General features: G+C 51.7%; 14 protein-coding genes. 10 read left to right on the forward strand and 4 right to left on the reverse strand.

All coding sequences use genetic code 11. From position 1 onward, the window contains the following. The first annotated feature begins 181 nt into the window (after window positions 1–181). The 5 genes from htpG (at window position 182) to K0H79_RS06750 (ending at window position 6,485) form a co-directional block, all read left to right on the forward strand. On the forward strand, window positions 182–2,095 hold the full coding sequence (gene htpG / locus K0H79_RS06730; protein WP_220077733.1) for a molecular chaperone HtpG: 1,914 nt from the start codon (window positions 182–184) through the stop codon (window positions 2,093–2,095). Between the two features lie 71 nt (window positions 2,096–2,166). Then, a complete protein-coding gene (locus tag K0H79_RS06735) occupies window positions 2,167–3,042 on the forward strand; it encodes a tetratricopeptide repeat protein (RefSeq protein ID WP_408733371.1) in 876 nt (291 codons plus the stop codon). 141 nt (window positions 3,043–3,183) lie between these two features. Then, window positions 3,184–3,828 carry an adenylate kinase gene (adk, locus tag K0H79_RS06740; RefSeq protein WP_220067331.1) on the forward strand — a complete coding sequence of 215 codons (645 nt, stop codon included), beginning with the start codon at window positions 3,184–3,186 and terminating at the stop codon, window positions 3,826–3,828. Window positions 3,829–3,947: 119 nt separating this feature from the next. Continuing rightward, complete coding sequence (gene hemH / locus K0H79_RS06745; RefSeq protein WP_220077734.1) at window positions 3,948–4,931, forward strand: ferrochelatase; 984 nt, start codon at window positions 3,948–3,950, stop codon at window positions 4,929–4,931. A 249-nt stretch (window positions 4,932–5,180) separates the two neighbouring features. Beyond that, the gene (locus K0H79_RS06750) at window positions 5,181–6,485 is read left to right on the forward strand and encodes an inosine/guanosine kinase (RefSeq protein ID WP_220077735.1); all 1,305 of its coding nucleotides are present in this window, start codon (window positions 5,181–5,183) and stop codon (window positions 6,483–6,485) included. 168 nt (window positions 6,486–6,653) lie between these two features. Here the strand turns inward: K0H79_RS06750 and K0H79_RS06755 are convergent, their stop codons facing one another. Next, window positions 6,654–7,967, reverse strand: coding sequence for a dicarboxylate/amino acid:cation symporter (locus K0H79_RS06755; protein WP_220077736.1), 1,314 nt, complete (start codon window positions 7,965–7,967; stop codon window positions 6,654–6,656). Between the two features lie 221 nt (window positions 7,968–8,188). On the opposite strand from K0H79_RS06755, the gene K0H79_RS06760 reads away from it, so the two are divergent. Beyond that, window positions 8,189–11,824 carry an S-layer family protein gene (locus K0H79_RS06760; RefSeq protein ID WP_220077737.1) on the forward strand — a complete coding sequence of 1,212 codons (3,636 nt, stop codon included), beginning with the start codon at window positions 8,189–8,191 and terminating at the stop codon, window positions 11,822–11,824. 128 nt (window positions 11,825–11,952) lie between these two features. Here the strand turns inward: K0H79_RS06760 and astB are convergent, their stop codons facing one another. Beyond that, window positions 11,953–13,287, reverse strand: coding sequence for an N-succinylarginine dihydrolase (gene astB / locus K0H79_RS06765; RefSeq protein WP_220077738.1), 1,335 nt, complete (start codon window positions 13,285–13,287; stop codon window positions 11,953–11,955). 334 nt (window positions 13,288–13,621) lie between these two features. Here astB and topA point away from each other — a divergent pair, with 334 nt between their 5' ends. Further along, window positions 13,622–16,240, forward strand: coding sequence for a type I DNA topoisomerase (gene topA, locus K0H79_RS06770; protein ID WP_220077739.1), 2,619 nt, complete (start codon window positions 13,622–13,624; stop codon window positions 16,238–16,240). Between the two features lie 94 nt (window positions 16,241–16,334). On the opposite strand, the gene K0H79_RS06775 is transcribed toward topA, so the two are convergent. Next, window positions 16,335–17,108 carry a hypothetical protein gene (locus K0H79_RS06775; RefSeq protein ID WP_220067337.1) on the reverse strand — a complete coding sequence of 258 codons (774 nt, stop codon included), beginning with the start codon at window positions 17,106–17,108 and terminating at the stop codon, window positions 16,335–16,337. Window positions 17,109–17,326: 218 nt separating this feature from the next. Here K0H79_RS06775 and cysB point away from each other — a divergent pair, with 218 nt between their 5' ends. Continuing rightward, complete coding sequence (gene cysB, locus K0H79_RS06780) at window positions 17,327–18,301, forward strand: HTH-type transcriptional regulator CysB (protein ID WP_011759439.1); 975 nt, start codon at window positions 17,327–17,329, stop codon at window positions 18,299–18,301. Between the two features lie 78 nt (window positions 18,302–18,379). Here the strand turns inward: cysB and K0H79_RS06785 are convergent, their stop codons facing one another. Next, window positions 18,380–19,756, reverse strand: a complete 1,377-nt coding sequence (locus K0H79_RS06785) for an L-serine ammonia-lyase (protein ID WP_220077740.1) — start codon at window positions 19,754–19,756, stop codon at window positions 18,380–18,382. Between the two features lie 339 nt (window positions 19,757–20,095). Here K0H79_RS06785 and nagZ point away from each other — a divergent pair, with 339 nt between their 5' ends. After that, window positions 20,096–21,121 carry a beta-N-acetylhexosaminidase gene (gene nagZ / locus K0H79_RS06790; RefSeq protein WP_220077741.1) on the forward strand — a complete coding sequence of 342 codons (1,026 nt, stop codon included), beginning with the start codon at window positions 20,096–20,098 and terminating at the stop codon, window positions 21,119–21,121. A 108-nt stretch (window positions 21,122–21,229) separates the two neighbouring features. After that, window positions 21,230–21,772 carry an alpha/beta hydrolase YcfP gene (gene ycfP / locus K0H79_RS06795; protein WP_220077742.1) on the forward strand — a complete coding sequence of 181 codons (543 nt, stop codon included), beginning with the start codon at window positions 21,230–21,232 and terminating at the stop codon, window positions 21,770–21,772. Window positions 21,773–21,804 lie beyond the last annotated feature (32 nt).

Consider the following 21,804-nt stretch of genomic DNA (forward strand, 5'->3'; position numbering starts at 1 on the left):
AACTGTTAAAGACGAAAAACGCCCCGCTTTGCCGGGGCGTTTTGTTGTTTTTTTGTTCGCTTAAACCTCGCTTGCACCCTTGCCCTTGAAAAGTGTGTCATCGCCCCCATTTCAGTTCTATCCGGGCAACGCGCCCCAATACCTGAATGTTTTTGTAACACTGAAAGAAAAGGGAACTGAGATGTCGCATCAAGAAACCCATGGTTTTCAAACAGAAGTCAAACAGCTTTTGCATTTGATGATCCACTCTTTGTACTCCAACAAAGAAATCTTTTTGCGTGAATTGGTCTCCAACGCCGCCGACGCCGCCGACAAGCTGCGTTACCTGGCGCTGACCAACGACAGCCTGTATGAAGGTGACGGTGAGCTGCGGGTACGCGTAAGCGCCGACAAAGACAAGGGCACAGTGACCATTGAAGACAATGGCATTGGTATGACCCGCGACGGCGTTATTGAACACCTGGGCACCATCGCCAAGTCGGGTACTGCCGAGTTCTTTAAAAACCTCTCCGGCGACAGCGCCAAAGACTCACAGCTGATTGGTCAATTCGGGGTGGGTTTCTACTCGGCCTTTATCGTCGCCAAGCGGGTTGAGGTGTTTACCCGCGCTGCAGGCCACAACGCCGACGAAGGCGTGAAGTGGGAGTCGGAAGGCGAAGGTAACTTCAGCGTTGAAAACATCACCAAAGCAGAGCGCGGCACCAAAATCGTGCTGCACCTGCGTGATGAAGAAAAAGAATTTGCCGATGACTGGCGCCTGCGTTCCATCATCACCAAGTACTCAGACCACATCTCCATTCCGGTAGAGATGTACCAGGAAGGCACCCCTGAGCGTGATGGCCCCGATGGTGAGAAAATGCCTGCCACTGAAGGTCAGTGGAAGGCAATGAACAAGGCCACCGCGCTGTGGACCCGCAGCAAGTCAGAGGTGAGCGACGACGAATACAAAGAATTCTACAAGCACATTTCCCACGACTTTGCTGACCCTCTGGATTGGAGCCACAACAAGGTTGAAGGTAATCAGGAATATACCAGCCTGCTGTATATCCCGGCCAAAGCGCCCTGGGATTTGTGGAACCGTGACCGCAAGCATGGCCTGAAGCTCTTTGTGCAGCGGGTGTTCATCATGGATGACGCCGAGCAATTTATGCCATCTTACCTGCGGTTCGTGCAGGGTTTGATTGACTCCAACGACTTGCCGCTGAACGTGAGCCGTGAAATCCTGCAGGATAACAAGGTCACCCGCAATCTGCGTCAGGCTTTGACCAAACGCGTGCTGTCGATGCTGGAAAAGCTGGCCAAGGATGATGCCGACAAGTATCAGCAGTTCTGGGCCGAGTTTGGTACCGTGCTCAAAGAAGGTCCTGCGGAAGATTTTGCCAACCGTGAACGTATTGCCGGTTTGCTGCGTTTTGCCTCAACCCATACGGGCGATGCCACGCCGTCAGTGTCGCTGGATGATTACATCGGCCGCATGAAGGAAGGGCAGGAAAAGATTTACTACATAGTGGCCGACAGCCATGAGGCCGCAGCCAACAGCCCACACCTGGAGCTGTTGAAGAAGAAGGGCATCGAAGTGTTGCTGCTGTCTGAGCGCATCGATGAGTGGCTGATTAACCACCTGCACGACTATAAAGAAAAGGCTTTGCACTCTGTGACCCGTGGCGATCTGGATCTCGGCGCCCTGGAAGACGAGGCCGAGAAGGCAGCGCAGGAGAAACTGGCCCAGGAATCAGAGCCCTTGGTAGAGCGATTCAAGTCTGCGCTGGGTGACAAAGTCAGCGAAGTGAAAATTACGACCCGTCTGACCGACACGCCCGCCTGTGTGGTTACAGGGGAAGGGGAAATGTCGAGCCAAATGATCAAGCTGATGCAGGCCGCAGGTCAGCCTGTACCAGAATCCAAGCCAACGCTTGAACTCAATCCAACGCACCCGCTGGTGGCCCGTTTGGATAAAGAGCAGGATGAAGCGGCGTTCGCCGAGTGGGCCGAGATGCTGCTGGCGCAGGCTACCTTGTCTGAGCGTGGCAGCCTGGCAGACCCATCAGCCTTCATCAAGCTGGTGAACCAGATGCTGCTTAAATCGGTTGGCTAAACTGATTGCGGGGGCGAATGCCCCCGTTTGTCTTTTTGATAATGGCTTTTTTACATTCAGGGGAAGCACCTATGACCCAAGGGATACCTCAACAGGAAAATGCTGCCATGGCCGGCGTGGCGCTGACCCGGGACAATATCCAGTCTGTGTTGGAAAAATCGCTCGAAGCGCCCATAGTCTTGAGTTTTTTCGCGCCGTCACATCCAGACAGTGTGGCGATGAATACTCGCCTGGCACAGGTCATCAATGGGCGCGGTGTGCTGGCCACAGTAAACTGCGAAACCGAAATGGAAATCGCATCCTATTTTCGCATTCAGGCGCTGCCAACCGTGTTGGTGATTAGCCAGGGCCAGCCGGTAGATGGTTTTGCCGGCGATAAAACCGATGCGGAGCTCGATGCCATGCTGGCTCAGCATCTGCCACAGGCCTGGAAGCAAGTCTTGCAGCAGGCAAAGCAAGCACTGGCCGATGGCCAGGATGCGGATGCCTTAGCGCTGCTTAAAAGCATCGAAATGGATGCCGCAGCCATAGGTGCCGAATGGGCGCTGCTGATGGCAGAAGCGGAAATTGCCCAGGGCGAGCTCAGCAGCGCCGAGCTGCGTCTGGCTGCCGTGGGTCTTGCCGATCAGGACGCGTATTACCACAGCCTCAAGGCAAAGCTGGTGCTTGCCAGAGAGGCGGCGGATACCCCGGAGGTTCGGGAGCTGCAAAGCCGGTTCGCCAGCGCACCCGACAATCACGCGCTGCGAATTGAGCTTGCCAGGGCGTTGGCACAGGCCAAACGTGAAGAAGAGGCGCTGGAGCTGCTTTTTGACGTGCTTAAACGGGATCTGGGCGCCGAAGGCGGTGAAGTAAAACAAGCGTTTATGGGCATTTTAACGGCTATGGGGCAGGGCAGCAGTATCGCCAACGGCTTCAGGCGCAAACTTTACAGCCTGCTTTATTGAGTAAAAGTCTGCGCCGATTTAGACACTTTTTTATGCCAACTGAGGCTAAAGTCGAAAGCGCAGGCCTTCTAAAGCGCGGGTTTATGTGCGAAGATCGCCGCCCTAAGAAGAATATCGATGCGAATTTAAGAGGACTCCCCGATGCGCATTATCCTATTGGGCGCCCCAGGTGCCGGTAAAGGTACCCAGGCTCAGTTCATCATGGAACACTACGGAATCCCCCAGATTTCTACCGGCGACATGCTGCGTGCTGCCGTAAAAGCCGGTACGCCACTGGGTCTGGAAGCCAAGAAAGTGATGGACGCAGGTCAGCTGGTTTCTGATGAGCTGATCATCGGTCTGGTGAAGGAGCGCATTGCTCAGGACGACTGCGCCAAAGGTTTCCTGCTGGACGGTTTTCCACGTACCATTCCTCAGGCCGATGCCATGGCTGCCAATGGCATCAGCATCGATCACGTGATTGAAATTGACGTGCCTGATGAAGAAATTGTGAACCGCATGAGCGGCCGCCGCGTACATCCAGGCTCAGGCCGTGTGTATCACGTTGTGTTCAATCCACCCAAGGTGGAAGGCAAGGACGACGTGACCGGTGAAGATCTGGTTATCCGTCCGGATGATGAAGAGAGCACAGTGCGTAAGCGTCTGGGTATTTACCACGAGCAAACCAAGCCATTGGTTGACTACTATGGCAAGGTTGCTGCTGAAGGTAACACCAAGTACACCAAGTTTGACGGTACCCAGAGCGTGGCCGAGGTCAGCAAGTTGATCCAGGCAGCCCTGAGCTGATAGCCAGAGATCGCACTTTGTAGAAAAGCCTGTGAAAACAGGCTTTTTTGTTTTTTGGCCTATGATAGGCTAAGCCAAAGTTTGCCAATTTGAGGTGAGATGTGAGCCAGGAAAAGCCAATGTTTGGAGTACTCCTTGTCAATCTGGGCACCCCAGATGCCCCCGACGCCCCTTCTGTGCGTCGTTTTTTAAAGCAATTTTTGAGCGATCCCAGGGTAGTGGATTTATCCCCTTGGATTTGGAAGCCGATTCTGAATGGCATCATTCTCAATACCCGCCCTGCCAAAGTGGCCAAATTGTATCAAAGCATCTGGTGGGATGAGGGTTCGCCGCTGATGGTTATCAGCCAGCGTCAGCGGCAGAAGCTTGCCGCCGAGCTGAGCAGCCTTTATGGCCATGAAGTTCCGGTTGAACTTGGGATGAGCTACGGTTCCCCGTCGCTGAGCCAGGGGCTCGAAAACCTCAAGGCCCAGGGGATAGACCGTGTGGTGGTGTTGCCTCTGTATCCGCAGTATTCCTGCTCGACGGTAGCCAGTGTGTTCGATGGGGTTGCCGGGGTGCTCAAGTCATGGCGACGTTTGCCAGACTGGCGCATGGTGCGCGAGTATTACCGCCATCCGCTGTATATCCGGGCTCTGGCTGACTCTGTTCGTCGCCTGTGGGAGGCTGACGGCAAAGCTGAACTCTTGTTGATGTCGTTCCACGGTGTGCCGCTGAGGTACATAACCGAAGGCGACCCCTATCAGGCCCAGTGCCAGGAAACCGCAAGGCTCGTTGCCAAAGAGCTTGGCCTTGGCAATGACGAATGGCAGGTCTGTTTTCAGTCCCGCTTTGGCAAAGAAGAGTGGCTGACTCCTTATACCGACGAGTTGCTCGAGAGTCTGCCGGGCAAGGGTGTTAAGAAGGTGGACATTATGTGTCCTGCTTTCTCGGCAGATTGCCTGGAAACGCTCGAGGAGATTGCCGAAGGGGGTAAAGAGTCCTTTATCCATGCCGGTGGCGAGCAATATCGAGTCATTTCCTGCCTGAACGATGACGATGGTCATATCCGATTGCTGGCTGAACTCGTCAGGGAGCAGAGCCTCGGCTGGCAAGTTGGCTGATGCGGCTTTCTCATCACTGGTCAGCGTCTTAAAATGTGATAGAATCTGCCGCCTTTGAGCCAGGCGGCGGTATTTGCAGCTTTCTTTTGTGTGGATCTCCCCGCCTTTTGGCGATGAATATCGCTCCGGCCTAAAATCAACTTTACTTGTTTAAGTCCGGTGCCATGCATGGCACCGGACCTGACCTGCATGGATGCGGCAAGTGCAACTCTGCAATAGTGCAAATAGGCAAAGAACAGAGATCCCGTTATGAAGTTTCCTGGCCAGCGCAAGTCAAAACACTACTTCCCCGTGAATACCCGAGATCCGCTGCTTGAGCAGTTGACTCAGCAACCTCAGCCAAAGCAGACCTATATCAGTGGCATCGACCAAACCCTGGTGGACATTGAAGCCAAGGTCGCGGAAGACTTGTTGGTGCGCTATCGGTTGCCCAAAGGCAATTCTACCCTGATTGATGATGTTACCGCCCACGCACTCTATGAAGAGCTCAAGCGCGATAACCTTATCAGTGACGAATTTGCCGGTGGCACCATTGGCAATACAGTACATAACTACTCCATTTTGGCTGATGATCGCTCAGTACTGTTTGGGGTAATGAGTAAGTCCATCGAGGTGGGCAGTTATGCCTATCGCTATCTGTGCCACACCTCATCCAAGGTCGACCTGAATCACCTGCAGCCGGTAGATGGCCCCATTGGCCGCTGTTTTACCCTGATTTCTGATTGTGGTGAGCGTACCTTTGCCATCAGCAAGGGCGCCATGGACAAGCTGACGCCGGACTTTATCGATAAGGATGTGGTGCAGGGCAGTGCGGCGCTGGTACTGACAGCCTATTTGATGCGCGCGGCCGAGGGCGATGGCATGAGCCAGGCAGCGCTCAAGGCCATTGAATACGCCAAGGCAGCTGACGTCCCCGTGGTGCTGACCCTGGGTACCCGTTTCCTCATTCAGGAAGACCCAGCATGGTGGCAGGCCTTTATTCGCGACAACGTCACCATTTTGGCCATGAATGAAGATGAAGGTGAGGCCCTGACAGGCTTTGCCGACCCACTGCTTGCCAGTGAGGCAGCGCTGGAATGGTGTGATATGGTGCTGACAACAGCGGGCCCCATTGGTCTTTACACTGCAGGTTACACCGAGGAGAGTGACAAGCGTGAAACCAGCCATACGCTGCTGCCAGGCGCCATACCCGAGTTCAACCGCTTTGAGTTTTCCCGTCCGATGCGTAAGCGTGATTGCCGTGAGCCCATCAAGGTGTATGCGCACATTTCGCCCTATATGGGCGGCCCGGAGCAAATCCGCAACACCAATGGGGCCGGTGATGGAGCGCTTTCAGCACTGCTTCATGACTTGGCGGCGAACAATTTCCACAAGGTTAATGTTCCCGGCTCCAGCAAGCACAGAAACGAGGGGCTCTGCTATTCGTCATTTTCACAGATTTGCAAATATGCCAATCGCGTAGCCTATGAAGTGCTGGCCCAGCACAGCCCGCGTTTATCCAGAGCTTTACCCGAGCGTGAAGACAGCCTGGAAGAGTCGTACTGGGAACGTTAATCCCAGCGCCCTGCAGTAGAAGAGATTTTACGTAGCGGGGCAGATAAATAGACAGAGATAAAAAAGGCGCCGATGGCGCCTTTTTTATCTCTGTTGTTACCGGGTTTTAGCAGTAAACCGAGAATTGCAGGGACCATAGCCCCCGCGACATATTTTCCCTGTATGTCCTTATTCGCCCCGATGGACCTCGGCATCAAAGCTGCCAGCCGTTTTACCGGCTTTGGGGTCGTTGAAGACGGCTTCATTGAGGGCGCCTTCAGACTTGGCAATCACCAAGGTGGCCACTGTATCACCGGTAACGTTCACCGCGGTACGCACCATATCCAGCATACGGTCGACACCCAAAATGAGCGCAATGCCTTCCACCGGCAAGCCAACCTGATTGAGCACCATGGCCAGCATCACCAAACCCACGCCAGGCACACCCGCAGTACCGATTGAGGCCAGAGTGGCTGTCATCACAACCATGGCATAGTCAGTAATGGTCAGGTCGATACCAAACACCTGTGCAATAAACACAGTTGCCACGCCCTGCATAATGGCAGTGCCGTCCATGTTGATGGTGGCACCCAGTGGCAGGGTGAAAGAGGCGACCTTGTTATCGGCGCCCAGACGATGCTCTGACGCTTCCATGGTTACGGGTAGGGTAGCGTTCGAGCTGGCTGTACTGAAGGCAAACAGCTGCACATCACGCATCTTACGGATGAACATCAGCGGGCTCAGGCCGGAGAACAATTTAAGCAGGGTTGGATACACCACAAATCCGTGGAACAGCAGCACCACCAACACCAGCATAAAGTACTTAATCACACTCTCGAGGGTTTCCATGCCCAGGGTCAGTGCGAGTTTCCCCATCAGGGCAAATACACCGTAGGGAGCCAGTTGCATGATGAGGGTTACCACACGCATGATGACTTCGTTAAGGTCATCAAACAGAGCCGCCACACGGCGTCCACGTTCACCAATGTGTGAAATCGCAAAGCCAAAAATCACTGCAAAAATAATTATTTGCAGCATGTTTCCTTCGCTCAGTGCCTTCATCGGGTTGGATGGCACTATATTGATAAGCACATCCGCCAGACTGGGGGCTTCCTTGGCGGAATACTGCATGCTTTCAGAGGCCAGAGAGGCATTGCCGGGCTGGACAAGTACCGCAGCAGAGATGGCCACGACCAGTGCGATAGCCGTGGTAAACAGATAAAACGCGAGGGTTTTACCGCCCAGTCTGCCTAACTTGGAAGGTTCACTCAGAGAACAGGTTCCACAGACCAGTGAAATAAACACCAGAGGCACAACCAACATCTTGAGACTGTTGATAAAAATAGTGCCTATCACATGGAAAAAACCCTCAGTGATATAGTCCTGAACCCATTCACTGCCGCCGAAAAAGTTACGAAGGAGCAAACCTATCAAAATACCGGCGCCCATGCCGATTAAGATCTTGCCTGTCAGGCCAATTTTACTGGATTGTGCAGCAGCCATAGATTTTCCTGTTTATTTTTTGTGCTTTTGTGTTTTGGCGCACAAAAGCCTAGCAAGAAAGCGGTGCCGAGGAAACGGGCAATTAACTAAAGTTTTCTGGTAAAACCACGAAATAAAAGAATCGGGTAATAGAAAAGTTACATGAAAATTGTGTATTGTTAGCCTATAAGTAAGAAGCGGAATGCTTAGATATTTTAACTAGAGTAACAGGGAGTCTGACAATGAAGTCAGCGTTTAAGTTATGGTTGGCCACCTTCCTCTCGTTTTTATTGATAGCCTGCGGGGGCGGTGGTTCGATTTCAGATACAGGGGGAGGAGATGGTGGTACGCCTCCAACAGACACCATCACAGTATCGGTTTCTATTTCCAACACTGATATTGATGCGGCTAACCCCGCTACTGTCACAGCTAATGTGACCGGCTCATTGTCAGGTGCACAGGCGGGTAAACTGGTTACCTTCAGCTTGAGCAACAACAATCTGGGAGCATTCACACCGGGCACGGGCACAGCCCTTACCGATGCAAGTGGTAATGCAACTATTATCTTGAGCACCGCCGATGTTCCAGGTGCCGGAACGGTTAAAGCTGCGGTTGAAAGTGGCGAGAGTGGTGTAGTCGGTTTTAATATGAAAGGTGATGGAGGTACAAGCACAGGTACTGGGAATGTACTCCAAATATCACTAACAAATGCCAGTGGCAACCCAATTACGACTATCAGTGCAGCTCAGCCAGGGGTGGTTAACGCCACATATAAAACGGGGAGTGGTGATCCACTGGTCAATAAAGTTGTTACTTTTTCCTCAACATTGGGCAAGTTTAATCCCAGTTCTGGAACTGCACTGACTAACAGCAGCGGTGTTGCAACAATTAGCTTGACTGCTGGCACTGTTGCTGGCGCTTCAAGTGTAACTGCGACTGCAGAACAAGTTAATTCACTTCCACTTGGCTTTACCACGTTGGGTGATGAAGTCCCTGCCAAAGCGATTGACCCATACAGCATCAGTCTTACTGTTGTTGATCAATCAGGTGCAGAATTGCGTAATGTAACCCAAGCAGAACCAGGCACAGTTGTCGCTACCCTAACAAAGGATGGCATACCAGCCAATTTCGAGCGAATTGCATTTGTCGTCGATGGTAAAGGTACTATCAACCCGACATCTGGTTCTGCATTAACAAATGCCAATGGCGAGGCCAGTGTCACTCTGCTAACTGGCAGTGATGCGGGGGCTGGCACAGTAACCGCTTCATTCACATTGGATGGTGATTCTATCGATGACAGCTTTAACTATCAGGTAGCAGGGGATGCTCCCGGTGGCAATGGCGAAGCAAATAACCTGAGTATTCAGTTAACTAGCGCTGTATCTGGTAACCAGACATCCTCAATTAATGCGGCCGAACCGGGAATTGTTACTGTATTTTTAACCGATAAAGACAACGCTCCTTTGGCTGGCAAGGTAGTAAGTTTCTCCAGCACCTTGGGTACATTTTTGCCCAATACGGGTACAGCGTTGACCGATGCGACCGGTAAGGCAAGTATCACAGTTACCGCAGGCAGTGTTGAAGGTGCGGGTGAAATTACCGCAAACTACGGTTCAACTTCTGCCATTGTTGGTTTCGTTACCGCGGGCGATGAGATTGATCCAGTCGAAGCAAGCCCTGAGATAAGCTTTGACATATATGATTGCAATGGTGTCGCATCGTGGGATAAGACGCTGAAAAATTTCGAGGCCTGTACCATCACTGACAACATTACCAGTGATAAACCTGGTATTGTCGGTGCTATTGTTACGCGTTCAGGTAGTACTCAGGCGTTGAAGCAGGTTTTGGTTTCGGCGACGACTTCTTTAGGGGCGATCAGTCCTGGGTCTGGAAGTGCCATTACTAATGACGATGGCAGAGCGGTACTAGATCTCTATGCCAACGGAGACGTTGGTGCAGGGGAAATTACACTAAAAGTCAAGGATGTATCAAGCACCAAAGCATTTGAAATCGGACGCGTGGATATCACGCTTGGTATTACCGATTCTTTAAACGGGGAAATCTTGCCGGCAGGCGGTTCAACAGTGCTGGAAGTTACCGTATATAACACTGATGGCAGTATATTGACGGGACAGCCCTTTACGTTGAACTTTAATTCTGAATGCCAGACAGCTGGTACGGCTATCATTGACTCTCCGGTTGTCACCAATGCTGGAATGGGGTACGCAACCTACCGCACCACAGGTTGTTCCGGGGAAGATACCGTCACAGTGTCCGCTGTGACAGGAGGTAGTGCAGTCATTGCATCGCGCACTATCACTATTGACAGTGTCAATGTGGGTTCACTGGAATATGTTTCTGCTACGCCTAAGCTTTTGGCCCTAAGAGGTACAGGCGGTATTAGTGGTGCAGGCAATCGCAGCGAAACATCTGTAGTAGCCTTCAAGTTGTTAAATGAGATTGCTCAGCCGGCTACTCAGCAAAAAGTGTGCTTTGAACTCAGTACCGACGTGGGCGGTATGACCTTATCGCCACAGCCTTTGGCCGAGGATTATTTGGATTGTGGGAATTTCCCCAAGCCTGCCGATGCGGAATATCCTGCTGACATCACAGTTCCAAACAAATATGCGGTTGCTTATACGAACGGTAATGGTGAGGCTAGCGTAGTCGTCAAGTCTGGGGATGTGCCAACACCGGTGAAAGTCTATGCCCAATGGAGCGGCAGCAATAGCACAGGCCACAACGGTGTCATATCCAATATCTCCGACGAACTGAGAATATCCACTGGCCTTACAGACAACAGTAATTTCTCCTTGTCAGCCAGCGTCTTTAACCCTGAAGCATGGAACTATGATGGAGAAACATCCATCATTACCATCCGTGCTGCTGACCATTTCCATAACCTGGTACCCGAAGGTACGGCAATCAGCTTCAGAGCCGAAGGTGGTGGTATAGATGGTTCTTGTACCACAGGTGTTAAAACCAATGGCGATCCAAGTGGCAATTGTAGTGTGACTTGGAATAGTCAGGATAGCAGGCCCTTTGAGTCCACCAATGTAACATGCCCTGTCGCATTCGTTGATGGCACCGCATCTGATAGTTCGCCCCCATGTACCGGTCACAGCTACAGTGCCTACCTTGATGGTAGCAACTCTGTACTAGCTGAACCCAGACCGGGTAGGGTGACTGTGACAGCCTATGCCATAGGTGAAGAAAGCTTTGTAGACCTCAATGGCAACGGATTATTTGATACCGGTGAAACCTATTCTGATTTGGCAGAAGCCTTTACAGATCATAACGAAGATGGTGTGTATCGCGGCACTCCTTTGCCTGCTGGCGCCGTAAATGAAGAGTTTGTCGATTACAACAGCAATGGAACTTATGACGTTGCAGATGGTTTTTATACCGGGCTTTTGTGCGCGGCGGGTTCCGAGTCTGCCTGTACGGACAATGGCTTTGGTACCAAAAAAGCACAATTGAACGTATTCCGGAATTTGACCTTGGTTATGTCAGGCAGTACGCCTATGGTTCGACTGACAAACATAGACAAAGTCGGTGATTCCATCAGCGCGGCACAACCGATAGATTTAACTGTTGCGGCCCCGCAAACTGTGTACTTATTCCTGTCTGATGTGAATAACAATACCTTGCCTTTGGGTACCACCATTACCGCAACTACAGACAATGGTGAGTTGAGTTCTGCAACCTCAAGTTACATCATAGGGAATAACAGCTCCAACAGACCAGCTATGTACCCCTTCACCATTGGTGTTGAAGCTTCGGCAAACGACAAAACCACTGGTACCTTGTACATTACTATAAAGACGCCTAAGGGAGATGCTGTTGTGGTATCTTTGACTGTTATTGATGCGGGCTAACTGAATTAAGAGCGACCATCGAAGGTGGATCTTCGCAGCACTGATTTTGATGGGTTTTCTTAAGGATATGATTTAAAAATAAAAAGCCACTTAGTCGAGTGGCTTTTTCATGTCTGGATAGCTAAAAATCAACGCTGGAATTGATACACGCTGCCAAGTTTCATGATTTGCGTCAGCTCATCAAGCGCGGTACGTGATTCCATCAGTAGCTGCGGATCTGCCAAATCCTGGGTGCTCAGGCGGTCGCGATAATGTTTATCGACCCATTGGTTAAGGCGGGCAAAGAGCGCATCGTTCATCATCACTTGTGGGTTCACCGCCGCCAGTTCGGTCTCGTTCATGGCGACCCGCAGGCGCAGGCAGGCAGGGCCACCGCCATTTTGCATGCTTTGCTTCACATCAAAATAATGTACCGCTTTGATGGGGGTATTCAGGGTGACGAGCTCATTAAGATAAGCGTGGACCGCTGGATTTTCCTGGCAATCGGTGGGGGCAATGATTGCCATGTTACCGTCACTCAGGGTAATTATCTGCGTATTGAAAAGGTAGCTCTTCACCGCATCCTGTACACTCACCTTAGCGGTGGGGACTTCGATAAAATGCATGTTGCCATGCATTTTTTTATCAATTTCAGCGAGTTTTGCCTGGGTCTCCAAAAATGCCTGTTCATGATAAAAGAGCACATTTTGGTTACCCACCGCAATCACATCGTTGTGAAAGACGCCCTGATCGATAACATCGGGATTCTGCTGCATGTAGACTGTGCGGTCATCGCTGAGCTGATGTAATCTGGCAACGGCCTGCGAGGCTTCCAGCGTTTGCCTGGCTGGATATTTTACCGGTGCAGGACGGGACAGGTCGGCAACGCTGCGACCATACACAAAGACTTCCACGCCGGCTTTGCCATAATCATGACAAAGACGGGTATGGTTTGCGGCACCTTCATCACCAAAATGTGGGTGCTCTGGTAAATGTTGGTGATGAGCAAAGTACCGCTCGTCGGTAAAAATGGCTTTCAATATATTACCTGTGGTGACAGGCTCAATGCTGCGATGCAACTTGTCGACCAGGTTTGCCGGTGTGAAGTGGAGCTTTCCGTCGTCACTGTCGGCACTGGGAGAAACGGTCGCTGCGTTGGCGGTCCACATGCTGGACGCGCTGGCGCAGGCTTGCAGAAGCACCGGTGAGGCTTTGGCTGCCTGAGCGAGCACATCGGCGTCAGATCCCGTGAATCCTACTCTGCGCAGTGTATGAATATCCGGGCGCTCCTGGGGTGCCAATATACCTTGCACCATGCCCATATCGGCTAATGCCTTGGCTTTTTTCAGGCCTTGCTTGGCAGCGTCTTTGGGGTTTGAAACTTGGGCGGCATTGCTTTGGGAGGCGACATTACCAAAAGACAGACCGGCATAATTATGAGTAGGGCCAACCAGTCCATCAAAGTTTGCTTCAAAGTGCTTCATTGCTTGTCCTCAGTAGGGCTCGAGCTTAGTTTTTGTATCGATTTTTTGTGATGAAGGCCTCAGTATACTGGGACAATCCTGCTTCACAAGTTGCCCAAAGACAGCAAAAGTCGTGACAATTGCCAGATTTGCATAACTATTGCTTGCTTGCTGGCGGAATATGAAATATTAGTTTTTAATTACGCAAAGTTATTTTTAAACATTTTTTTCATTATTGATTAAAAAGTGACTCGCTGGTCCAGATATCTGAGGGAAGCGCTTGAAACTGCCGTTTCAACCCTCTATATATGGTGCCAACTTCTACCTTCTCGAGACTTTTGGCGCAAATTAAGCTATGGGTAAATCGCTCGTTATTGTCGAATCGCCGGCGAAAGCCAAGACCATCAACAAGTATCTTGGTAAAGAATTTATTGTGAAATCGAGTGTTGGCCACATTCGTGATCTGCCAACCTCGTCTGCCGCCGAAGGCAAAGCCAGCACCAAGTCAGCTGCCGAAGTTCGCAAGATGAATCCTGAAGACAAGGCCAAATACAAGGCACAAAAGGATAAGCAAGCCTTGGTTGCCCGTATGGGTGTTGACCCCGAACATGGATGGCGAGCCAACTATCAGGTACTCCCCGGTAAAGAGAAAGTGGTCAAAGAACTGCAATCTCTCGCCAGCAGCGCCGACCAAATCTATCTCGCAACCGACTTGGATAGAGAAGGGGAGGCCATTGCGTGGCATTTGCAGGAAGTGATAGGTGGTGATGAATCCAGATATAAGCGCGTGGTATTTAACGAAATTACCAAAGGCGCCATTCAGGAGGCCTTCAGCCGCCCCACTGATTTGAATACCAATATGGTTAATGCCCAGCAAGCCAGGCGGTTCCTCGACCGTGTTGTGGGCTTTATGGTGTCGCCTTTGCTGTGGAAAAAGGTGGCCCGGGGCTTATCGGCCGGTCGTGTACAATCGGTTGCTGTGCGATTGGTGGTTGAGCGTGAAGCTGAAATCAAGGCGTTTGTGCCGGAAGAGTTTTGGGACGTGCACGCCACTCTGAGTACACCAGCGGCAGCTGAGTTGGTGATGGAGGTCAGTCGCTGTCGAAATGAAGCTTTTGAACCTGTTACCCAGTCAGAGGCCATGGCTGCGGTTAATGCGCTCGAAAAAGCGGCTTTCACCGTCACAGACCGTGAAGACAAGGCTACCTCCAGTAAGCCAAGCGCTCCCTTTATTACCTCCACCCTGCAACAGGCGGCGAGCACCCGTTTGGGCTTTGGGGTGAAGAAGACCATGATGCTGGCCCAACGGCTCTACGAAGCCGGCCACATCACCTATATGCGTACTGATTCAACCAACTTGAGCCAGGAAGCGCTGGAAAATGTGCGCGCGCACATTGAAAAGGAATTTGGCAGTAAGTATCTACCCGAGTCTCCAATTCGTTACGGCAGCAAAGAAGGTGCACAAGAGGCTCACGAAGCCATACGTCCTTCCAACGTTAAGGTAGAATCTGCAACCCTGACCGACATGGAAAGGGACGCACAGCGCCTTTATGAGCTGATTTGGCGGCAATTTGTGGCCTGTCAGATGACGCCCGCCGTTTACGATGCGACCCGCTTAACTGCCAAAGCCGGCGATTATGAGCTTAAGGCCAGCGGCCGTATTCTCAAATTTGATGGTTGGACCCGTGTACAGCCTGCGCTGAAGAAAAAGAACGAAGAAGACAACACCCTGCCGGACGTTCAGGTGGGTGATACGCTTTCGCTCAAGGCGCTGGATCCCAAGCAGCATTTTACCAAGCCTCCTGCACGTTACAGCGAAGCCTCTCTGGTAAAAGAGCTCGAAAAGCGCGGCATTGGCCGTCCATCAACCTACGCAGCCATCATCTCGACCATTCAGGACCGTGGCTACGTGAAGGTGGAAAACCGCCGTTTCTACGCCGAAAAGATGGGTGAGATTGTCACCGAGCGTTTGGTCGAAAGCTTCAGTGAGCTGATGAACTACGACTTTACGGCGGGAATGGAACAGACCCTGGACGATGTTGCCAAGGGCGACAAAGACTGGAAAGGCGTGCTCGACGGTTTTTACAGCGGCTTTACCGCCAAGCTTGAGAAAGCCGAGGCTGAACCCGATGCCGGTGGTATGCGTCCCAATCAAATGGTGCTGACGGATATTCCCTGTCCCACCTGTGGCCGCCAAATGGGGATCCGTACCGGCACAACTGGTGTGTTCCTGGGCTGCTCGGGTTATGCATTGCCCCCCAAAGAGCGTTGTAAGACGACCTTGAATCTGACGCCGGGTGAAGAAGCCATCAGCGACAGCAGTGAAGATGCCGAGACCGATGCGCTCAGGGCTATGCATCGCTGTAGTAAGTGCGGTACGGCCATGGACTCTTACTTGCTGGATGAAACCCGTAAGCTTCACGTGTGCGGTAATAATCCCGAGTGTGACGGCTATGAGGTTGAAAAAGGCGCATTTAAGCTCAAAGGCTACGAAGGCCCCATCATTGAGTGTGACCGCTGTGGCAACGATATGGAGCTGAAGAACGGCCGATTTGGTAAGTATTTTGGCTGTACCAATGAGAGCTGTAAAAATACCCGTAAGCTCCTTAAGAATGGGGAAGCTGCGCCACCGAAGGAAGATCCTATCCATCTTCCGGAGCTTAAATGCACCAAGTCTGATGCCTATTTTGTGCTCAGAGACGGCGCTGCAGGGATCTTCCTTGCGGCCAGTACTTTCCCGCGCTCACGGGAAACCCGCGCGCCTTTGGTTGAAGAGCTGAAGAAGTACCGTGAAGCCCTGTGGCCCAAGTATCAGTATCTGGCGGATGCGCCTGTTGAGGATGCCGATGGTAATAAGGCGCTGGTGAAATTCAGCCGTAAGACCAAGGAGCAATATGTGGCCACTGAAGTCAATGGTAAAGCTACAGGTTGGAGTGCTCACTTCAAAGACGGTAAATGGGTTGAGTCCAAATAAGACGCTTTACCGGGCAACCTGATATGGGTTGCCCACATAAAAAATCCCCGCAATGCGGGGATTTTTTATGGAACAGATGTAATCAGTGCAGGCGTTACCATTTCTTTTTGGGTTGGAACAGCATATCCAAATCGTCGCCTTCTTTGCGTGAGCTGGGCGCACTTGGCTGGGACAGTTTCTGTGCTCCCATGATTTCATCAAGCAACTGTTTGGCTTCATCAACTTTGCGACCGATAAAAGGATCGTTGGGTGTCTGAGCCTTAATGGCGTGCAGGGTTGAAAGCGCCTTGGTCACCATCTGCTTGGCAGAGCCGTACTGTTTCATGTAACAGGCAGCTCGCGCGCGGGAAATCATGGATTCAACGTTAATACGCAGTTGCAGGCTGTCTACCCGGGCCTCTTCATCGGCAAATATCATGGGGTCGACTTTGCCTTTATTGTGCTCTGCTCTCAGTATGGCTTTGAGTTTTTTAAGGGTTTGCACAATCACCAGAATTTGCTTGTCGTTATCCGGTAAGCGGAAGCTTTCGACGGGCGGTACATTTAAGGCACCTTTCATGCCTTCGATTTGGCTTTGCACATCAATTAATCGACGTTGGTAATCGGACTTGGGTTGCCCCGAACTCAGGTCGACTGCCACCGCCAGAGCTTCCTGGATGCGTCGATAAAGCACCATCACCACATGGGTGCTGCAGGGAAACATACCTGTGTTGGAAAGTACGCCTTCGGTCTCATCGATAATCGCCCGTTGCCGTGCAACTTCTGTACGCCGCTCGGCCTCTGCACGTTCCTTTTGCTGCTGAACGACATTGACTCCAATAATGAGCAGCAACAAGGCCCCACAGGCGAGCAGGATCATTAATAACATAGGTCGTCCATTATTGTTACAATTCAGCCAATGCTACAATAAATCAATAAACTAGCATAGATATCTTAGCGCAGCTTGGGGGACATGTCGCTCAAATTGGGCGATTGGGTTTTGTTATTCCTGTTTGATTTAATTTAATCGGTGTACTATAACCCATGATTATAGATAGCCAGCTGAAGATTGGCCTCCCGCCCCTTGGGAGTGGCTAAGGAAGCGAGATGAAACTTCAACAACTCAGATACATTGCCGAAGTGGTTAACCATAACCTGAACGTGTCCGCCACGGCAGAAAACCTCTACACCTCACAGCCGGGGATCAGTAAACAGGTACGCATGCTCGAAGATGAGCTGGGGATACAGATTTTTGGCCGCAGTGGCAAGCATTTAACCCACGTAACTCCGGCGGGTGAGCAGGTGATAGCCATTGCCAACGATATTCTGGGTAAAGTTGAAAGTATCAAAAAAGTCGCAGAAGAGTACACAAAGCCGGATCAGGGCGAGTTGAATATTGCCACTACCGATACCCAGGCAAGATACGCGCTGCCTCACATCATCAAGGGCTTTATCAAACGCTATCCCAAGGTGAACCTGCATATGCACCAGGGTACGCCCACACAGATTAGTGAGCTGGCTGCCCGTGGCGAAGCAGACTTTGCCATTGCCACTGAAGCCATGCATCTTTATTCAGATCTCATCATGCTTCCTTGCTATCACTGGAATCGCTCCATCGTGGTAACCCGGGATCATCCCCTTGCCGGACGCAGCCAAATCAGTATTGAAGAGTTGGCCCGTTATCCACTGGTGACCTACGTGTTTGGTTTTGACCGTGCTTCAGAGATTGAACGGGCATTCAATCGCGCGGGTCTGGAGCCAAGGCTGGTGTTTTCTGCCACCAGTGCCGATGTGCTAAAGACTTATGTTCGCTTGGGACTCGGTGTTGGGGTGCTGGCGTCAATGGCCATTGACCCCAATATAGACCGGGACCTGGTGGCCATCGATGCCAGTCATTTGTTTGCGCATTCCACCACCAAGATTGGCTTTCGAAAGGGCAGTTTCCTCAGAAGCTACATGTACGACTTTATTGAGCTTTTTGCGCCTCACCTTACCCGGGATGTGGTTGAAAAAGCCGTGGCTCTGCGTGACCCTATACTCATTGAAGAGATGTTTGCCGACAGAGAGCTGCCTATTCGCTGAGTTGGTTTACACCCATAAAAAATCCCGCATGAAGCGGGATTTTTTATGGAGTGAGAATTAACACTCAACACTCAACACTCAACACTCAACAATGTTCACTGCCAGGCCACCCTTGGCGGTTTCCTTGTATTTACTGCGCATATCACGGCCGGTGTCCATCATGGTCTTAATCACTTTGTCGAGCGACACCTTGTGATTGCCATCGCCACGAAGTGCCAGACGCGAGGCGTTGATGGCCTTGACCGCACCCATGGCATTACGCTCAATGCAGGGCACCTGTACCAGACCGCCTACCGGGTCACAGGTGAGGCCCAGGTTATGCTCCATACCAATCTCGGCTGCATTTTCAACATGCTCAACCGTGCCACCCATGATTTCAGTCAGCGCAGCGGCCGCCATAGAGCAGGCAACGCCCACTTCGCCCTGACAGCCCACTTCAGCGCCGGAAATAGAGGCGTTTTTCTTGTAAAGAATGCCAATGGCAGCTGCAGTCAGAAGATATCGTGCGCAAATATCCACGTCGACTTGCTGCACAAAGGTATCGAAATAGCAGAGCACCGCCGGGATAATACCCGCAGCACCATTGGTAGGGGCTGTGACCACACGGTCGCCCGCCGCATTTTGCTCATTCACCGACAGCGCAAACAGGTCCACCCAATCCATTGCATTCAGTGGGTCCACGTTGTTACGGCCTTCGGCTTGCAGGCGACGATAAAGGCCAGGGGCTCGACGACGCAGCTTGAGCCCGCCCGGAAGCATACCTTCCTTCTTGTAGCCTTTCTCGATACAGGTTTTCATGGTCTGCCAGATATGCCACAGCCGCGCTTTAACGTCTTCTTCGCTGGCCAATGTCAGTTCGTTTTGCATCATCAGGGATGAAATCGACAAGCCATTATCCGTGCACATTTCCAGCAACTGCTGGGCACTGTTGAAGTCGTAAGGTGCTGCCTTGATGGGCGTGGCGGGCGAAGGGTTTTTACTCTCGATTTGATCTTCATCCAGCACAAAGCCACCGCCTACCGAATAATAGGTGCGCTGATACAGACACTCACCACCGGCGAAGGCATAGAGAGTCATGGCGTTGGCGTGTGCGGGCAGCGTCTTGCGTCTGTGGTAGATGATGCCGTCTTCACGGGTGAACTTGACGGTTTTACCCTGTGCCAGAGTCAGGGTTTCCTGACTCGATACCTGGGTCAGAATGCCATCGATAGCGTCGGTATCAACGGTTTCAGGATCTTCACCCATAAGGCCCAGTATCACGGCCTTACCGGTACCGTGGCCCTTACCGGTTTGGCCTAATGAGCCAAACAGCTCGGCACGCAGTTCATCAACCTGTGCCAGCATGCCCATGCTCTCCACACGGGCAACGAATTCTTTGCCAGCCTTCATGGGGCCGACGGTGTGAGAACTGGAAGGACCTATTCCAATTTTAAATATGTCAAATACACTGATCATAACTTGGGCCCTGTTTGGATGTAGTTGTTATTTTAGTCGTCTGTCCGATGCTTGCTCGCTCACCGGAGTGCTTTGCGGTAACCTCGGCTGGTCTCCTCTGTAGTGAGGGCAGCAGAATTCGGGATATGAGTCTCCGCAGCCGATAAGTATCCCACAATCCTTTGAGATAGTTTCATTAGTTATTTTTATGCAGTCAGATTCGGATTAGTCTGACTAACGTCTGATGTTTGAACCGGGATTACCGTTAAGATAGCGTTATCGCAGTACGGATTTTTATTGAGCATGTATTGGCTTTGTTCAACTGGCCTGACATGTGATGAATTTTTATAGGGAGAATCTATGGGCTTTTTGATGCTTGATATTGCAGGCACCCAACTTGAGCGTGAAGAAGAAGCCTTATTGGCTTCCCCCATGACCGGCGGTCTTATTCTGTTCAGCCGCAACTTTGAAAATCGCGCCCAGCTAAATGCCCTTATCGCGTCCGTCAGACGGGTACGCCCCGACCTCCTTATTGCCGTCGACCATGAAGGTGGCCGGGTTCAGCGGTTTCGTGAGGGATTCACCCAAATCCCTGCTATGGGTGACATATTGCCAGCCGCTGGCCAGGATGTAGCGCTGGCAAAGCGCTGGGCAACGGAACTGGGCTTTCTGATGGCGGTGGAGCTCCTTGCCAGTGACATCGATTTAAGCTTTGCCCCCGTGCTGGATATCAATGGCGTCAGTGACGTGATTGGCAGGCGCGCATTCAGCAGCAATCCAGACGAGATTACCGAGCTTGCTGATGCCTTTATCCGCGGGATGGAAAGCGCCGGCATGAAGGCGGTGGGTAAGCACTTCCCCGGGCACGGCAGCGTTAAGGCTGACTCCCACGTGGCCATGCCTGTGGATAGCCGCGAGGCAAGTGAGATATTGAACTTTGACATGCAGCCGTTCAAACAGCTGATTGGTGCCCAGCGCCTAGATGGTGTCATGCCTGCCCACGTGGTGTACAACAAGCTGTGTTCCAATCCTGCTGGATTTTCGTCTTTCTGGTTACAGGAAAAGCTCAGAGGTGAGCTCGGGTTTGAGGGCGTGATATTTTCCGATGATCTGGGGATGGAAGGTGCCGCCTTTGCAGGCGATTATCCATCCCGAGCCCATGCGGCCCTGGCGGCGGGGTGTGACATGATTTTAGTCTGTAATAACCGCGAAGGCGCCTTGGCGGTATTGGCCGCTCACGCGTCACTGAGTGAGATTGATGGCAGGGCGCGCCGTAATGTCGCCACACTCAGGCCTGATCCTATCAAAGCCATTAAGGCATTGGATAACCACGAACGTTGGGAAAAAGCCCGTGAGCTTGCTCTGTCCATTGGTTATCAGCCTTAACTCTGTCCGTCCAAGTTCGCAAAGTTTGCGCATTATTTGATGATGCGCAAACTTTTCTGCCCCTTGCCCTGTTAGGGTTTAGCTATCACAGCACAGTGGGCTTCTCTGATGATCCTCTATTTCCACGGTTTTGACTCTACCAGTCCCGGAAATCACGAAAAAATGCGCCAGTTGCGATTTATCGATGCTGACGTGCGCCTGATTAGCTATTCCACCGAGCATCCCAGATACGACATGCAGCAGATGCTGAATGATGTTGCCCGTGAATTGGCTGAGGTAGATAAGCAGCAGGTCATTGCCCTTGGGGTCGGCTTGGGGGCGTTTTGGGCTGAGCGAATTGGTTTCTTGAACGGCATTCGTGCGGTGCTTATCAATCCCAATCTCACGCCGGAGCACAATATGGTAGGACGCATCGACCGGCCGGAGGAATACGCCGATATCGCCGCCAAGTGTGTTACCGAGTTTCGAAGGAAAAATCAGGGGCGCTGTCTGTGTATTCTCTCTCGCCATGATGAAGTGCTCGACAGCAAGGTGGCGGCAGCCACGCTTTCACATTTTTATTCCATCGTTTGGGATGATGAGCAGCCCCATAAATTCCCAGAGCTTGGCAGCCATCTGGCAACCATAAAGGCCTTTATGACGACTTCTTGAGCTCTGGTTTGCTGTTCAACCCGTTTTCGCGA

Origin of the sequence: Shewanella sp. FJAT-52076, from assembly GCF_019457455.1 — a bacterium.
Classification (GTDB): domain Bacteria; phylum Pseudomonadota; class Gammaproteobacteria; order Enterobacterales; family Shewanellaceae; genus Shewanella; species Shewanella zhangzhouensis.

Bases quoted from the DNA above. Each gene is read 5' to 3' on its own strand.
- htpG (WP_220077733.1), top strand. From the start codon at position 182: ATGTCGCATCAAGAAACCCATGGTTTTCAAACAGAAGTCAAACAGCTT.
- K0H79_RS06735 (WP_408733371.1), top strand. From the start codon at position 2,167: ATGACCCAAGGGATACCTCAACAGGAAAATGCTGCCATGGCCGGCGTG.
- adk (WP_220067331.1), top strand. From the start codon at position 3,184: ATGCGCATTATCCTATTGGGCGCCCCAGGTGCCGGTAAAGGTACCCAG.
- hemH (WP_220077734.1), top strand. From the start codon at position 3,948: ATGTTTGGAGTACTCCTTGTCAATCTGGGCACCCCAGATGCCCCCGAC.
- K0H79_RS06750 (WP_220077735.1), top strand. From the start codon at position 5,181: ATGAAGTTTCCTGGCCAGCGCAAGTCAAAACACTACTTCCCCGTGAAT.
- K0H79_RS06755 (WP_220077736.1), bottom strand. From the start codon at position 7,967: ATGGCTGCTGCACAATCCAGTAAAATTGGCCTGACAGGCAAGATCTTA.
- K0H79_RS06760 (WP_220077737.1), top strand. From the start codon at position 8,189: ATGAAGTCAGCGTTTAAGTTATGGTTGGCCACCTTCCTCTCGTTTTTA.
- astB (WP_220077738.1), bottom strand. From the start codon at position 13,287: ATGAAGCACTTTGAAGCAAACTTTGATGGACTGGTTGGCCCTACTCAT.
- topA (WP_220077739.1), top strand. From the start codon at position 13,622: ATGGGTAAATCGCTCGTTATTGTCGAATCGCCGGCGAAAGCCAAGACC.
- K0H79_RS06775 (WP_220067337.1), bottom strand. From the start codon at position 17,108: ATGTTATTAATGATCCTGCTCGCCTGTGGGGCCTTGTTGCTGCTCATT.
- cysB (WP_011759439.1), top strand. From the start codon at position 17,327: ATGAAACTTCAACAACTCAGATACATTGCCGAAGTGGTTAACCATAAC.
- K0H79_RS06785 (WP_220077740.1), bottom strand. From the start codon at position 19,756: ATGATCAGTGTATTTGACATATTTAAAATTGGAATAGGTCCTTCCAGT.
- nagZ (WP_220077741.1), top strand. From the start codon at position 20,096: ATGGGCTTTTTGATGCTTGATATTGCAGGCACCCAACTTGAGCGTGAA.
- ycfP (WP_220077742.1), top strand. From the start codon at position 21,230: ATGATCCTCTATTTCCACGGTTTTGACTCTACCAGTCCCGGAAATCAC.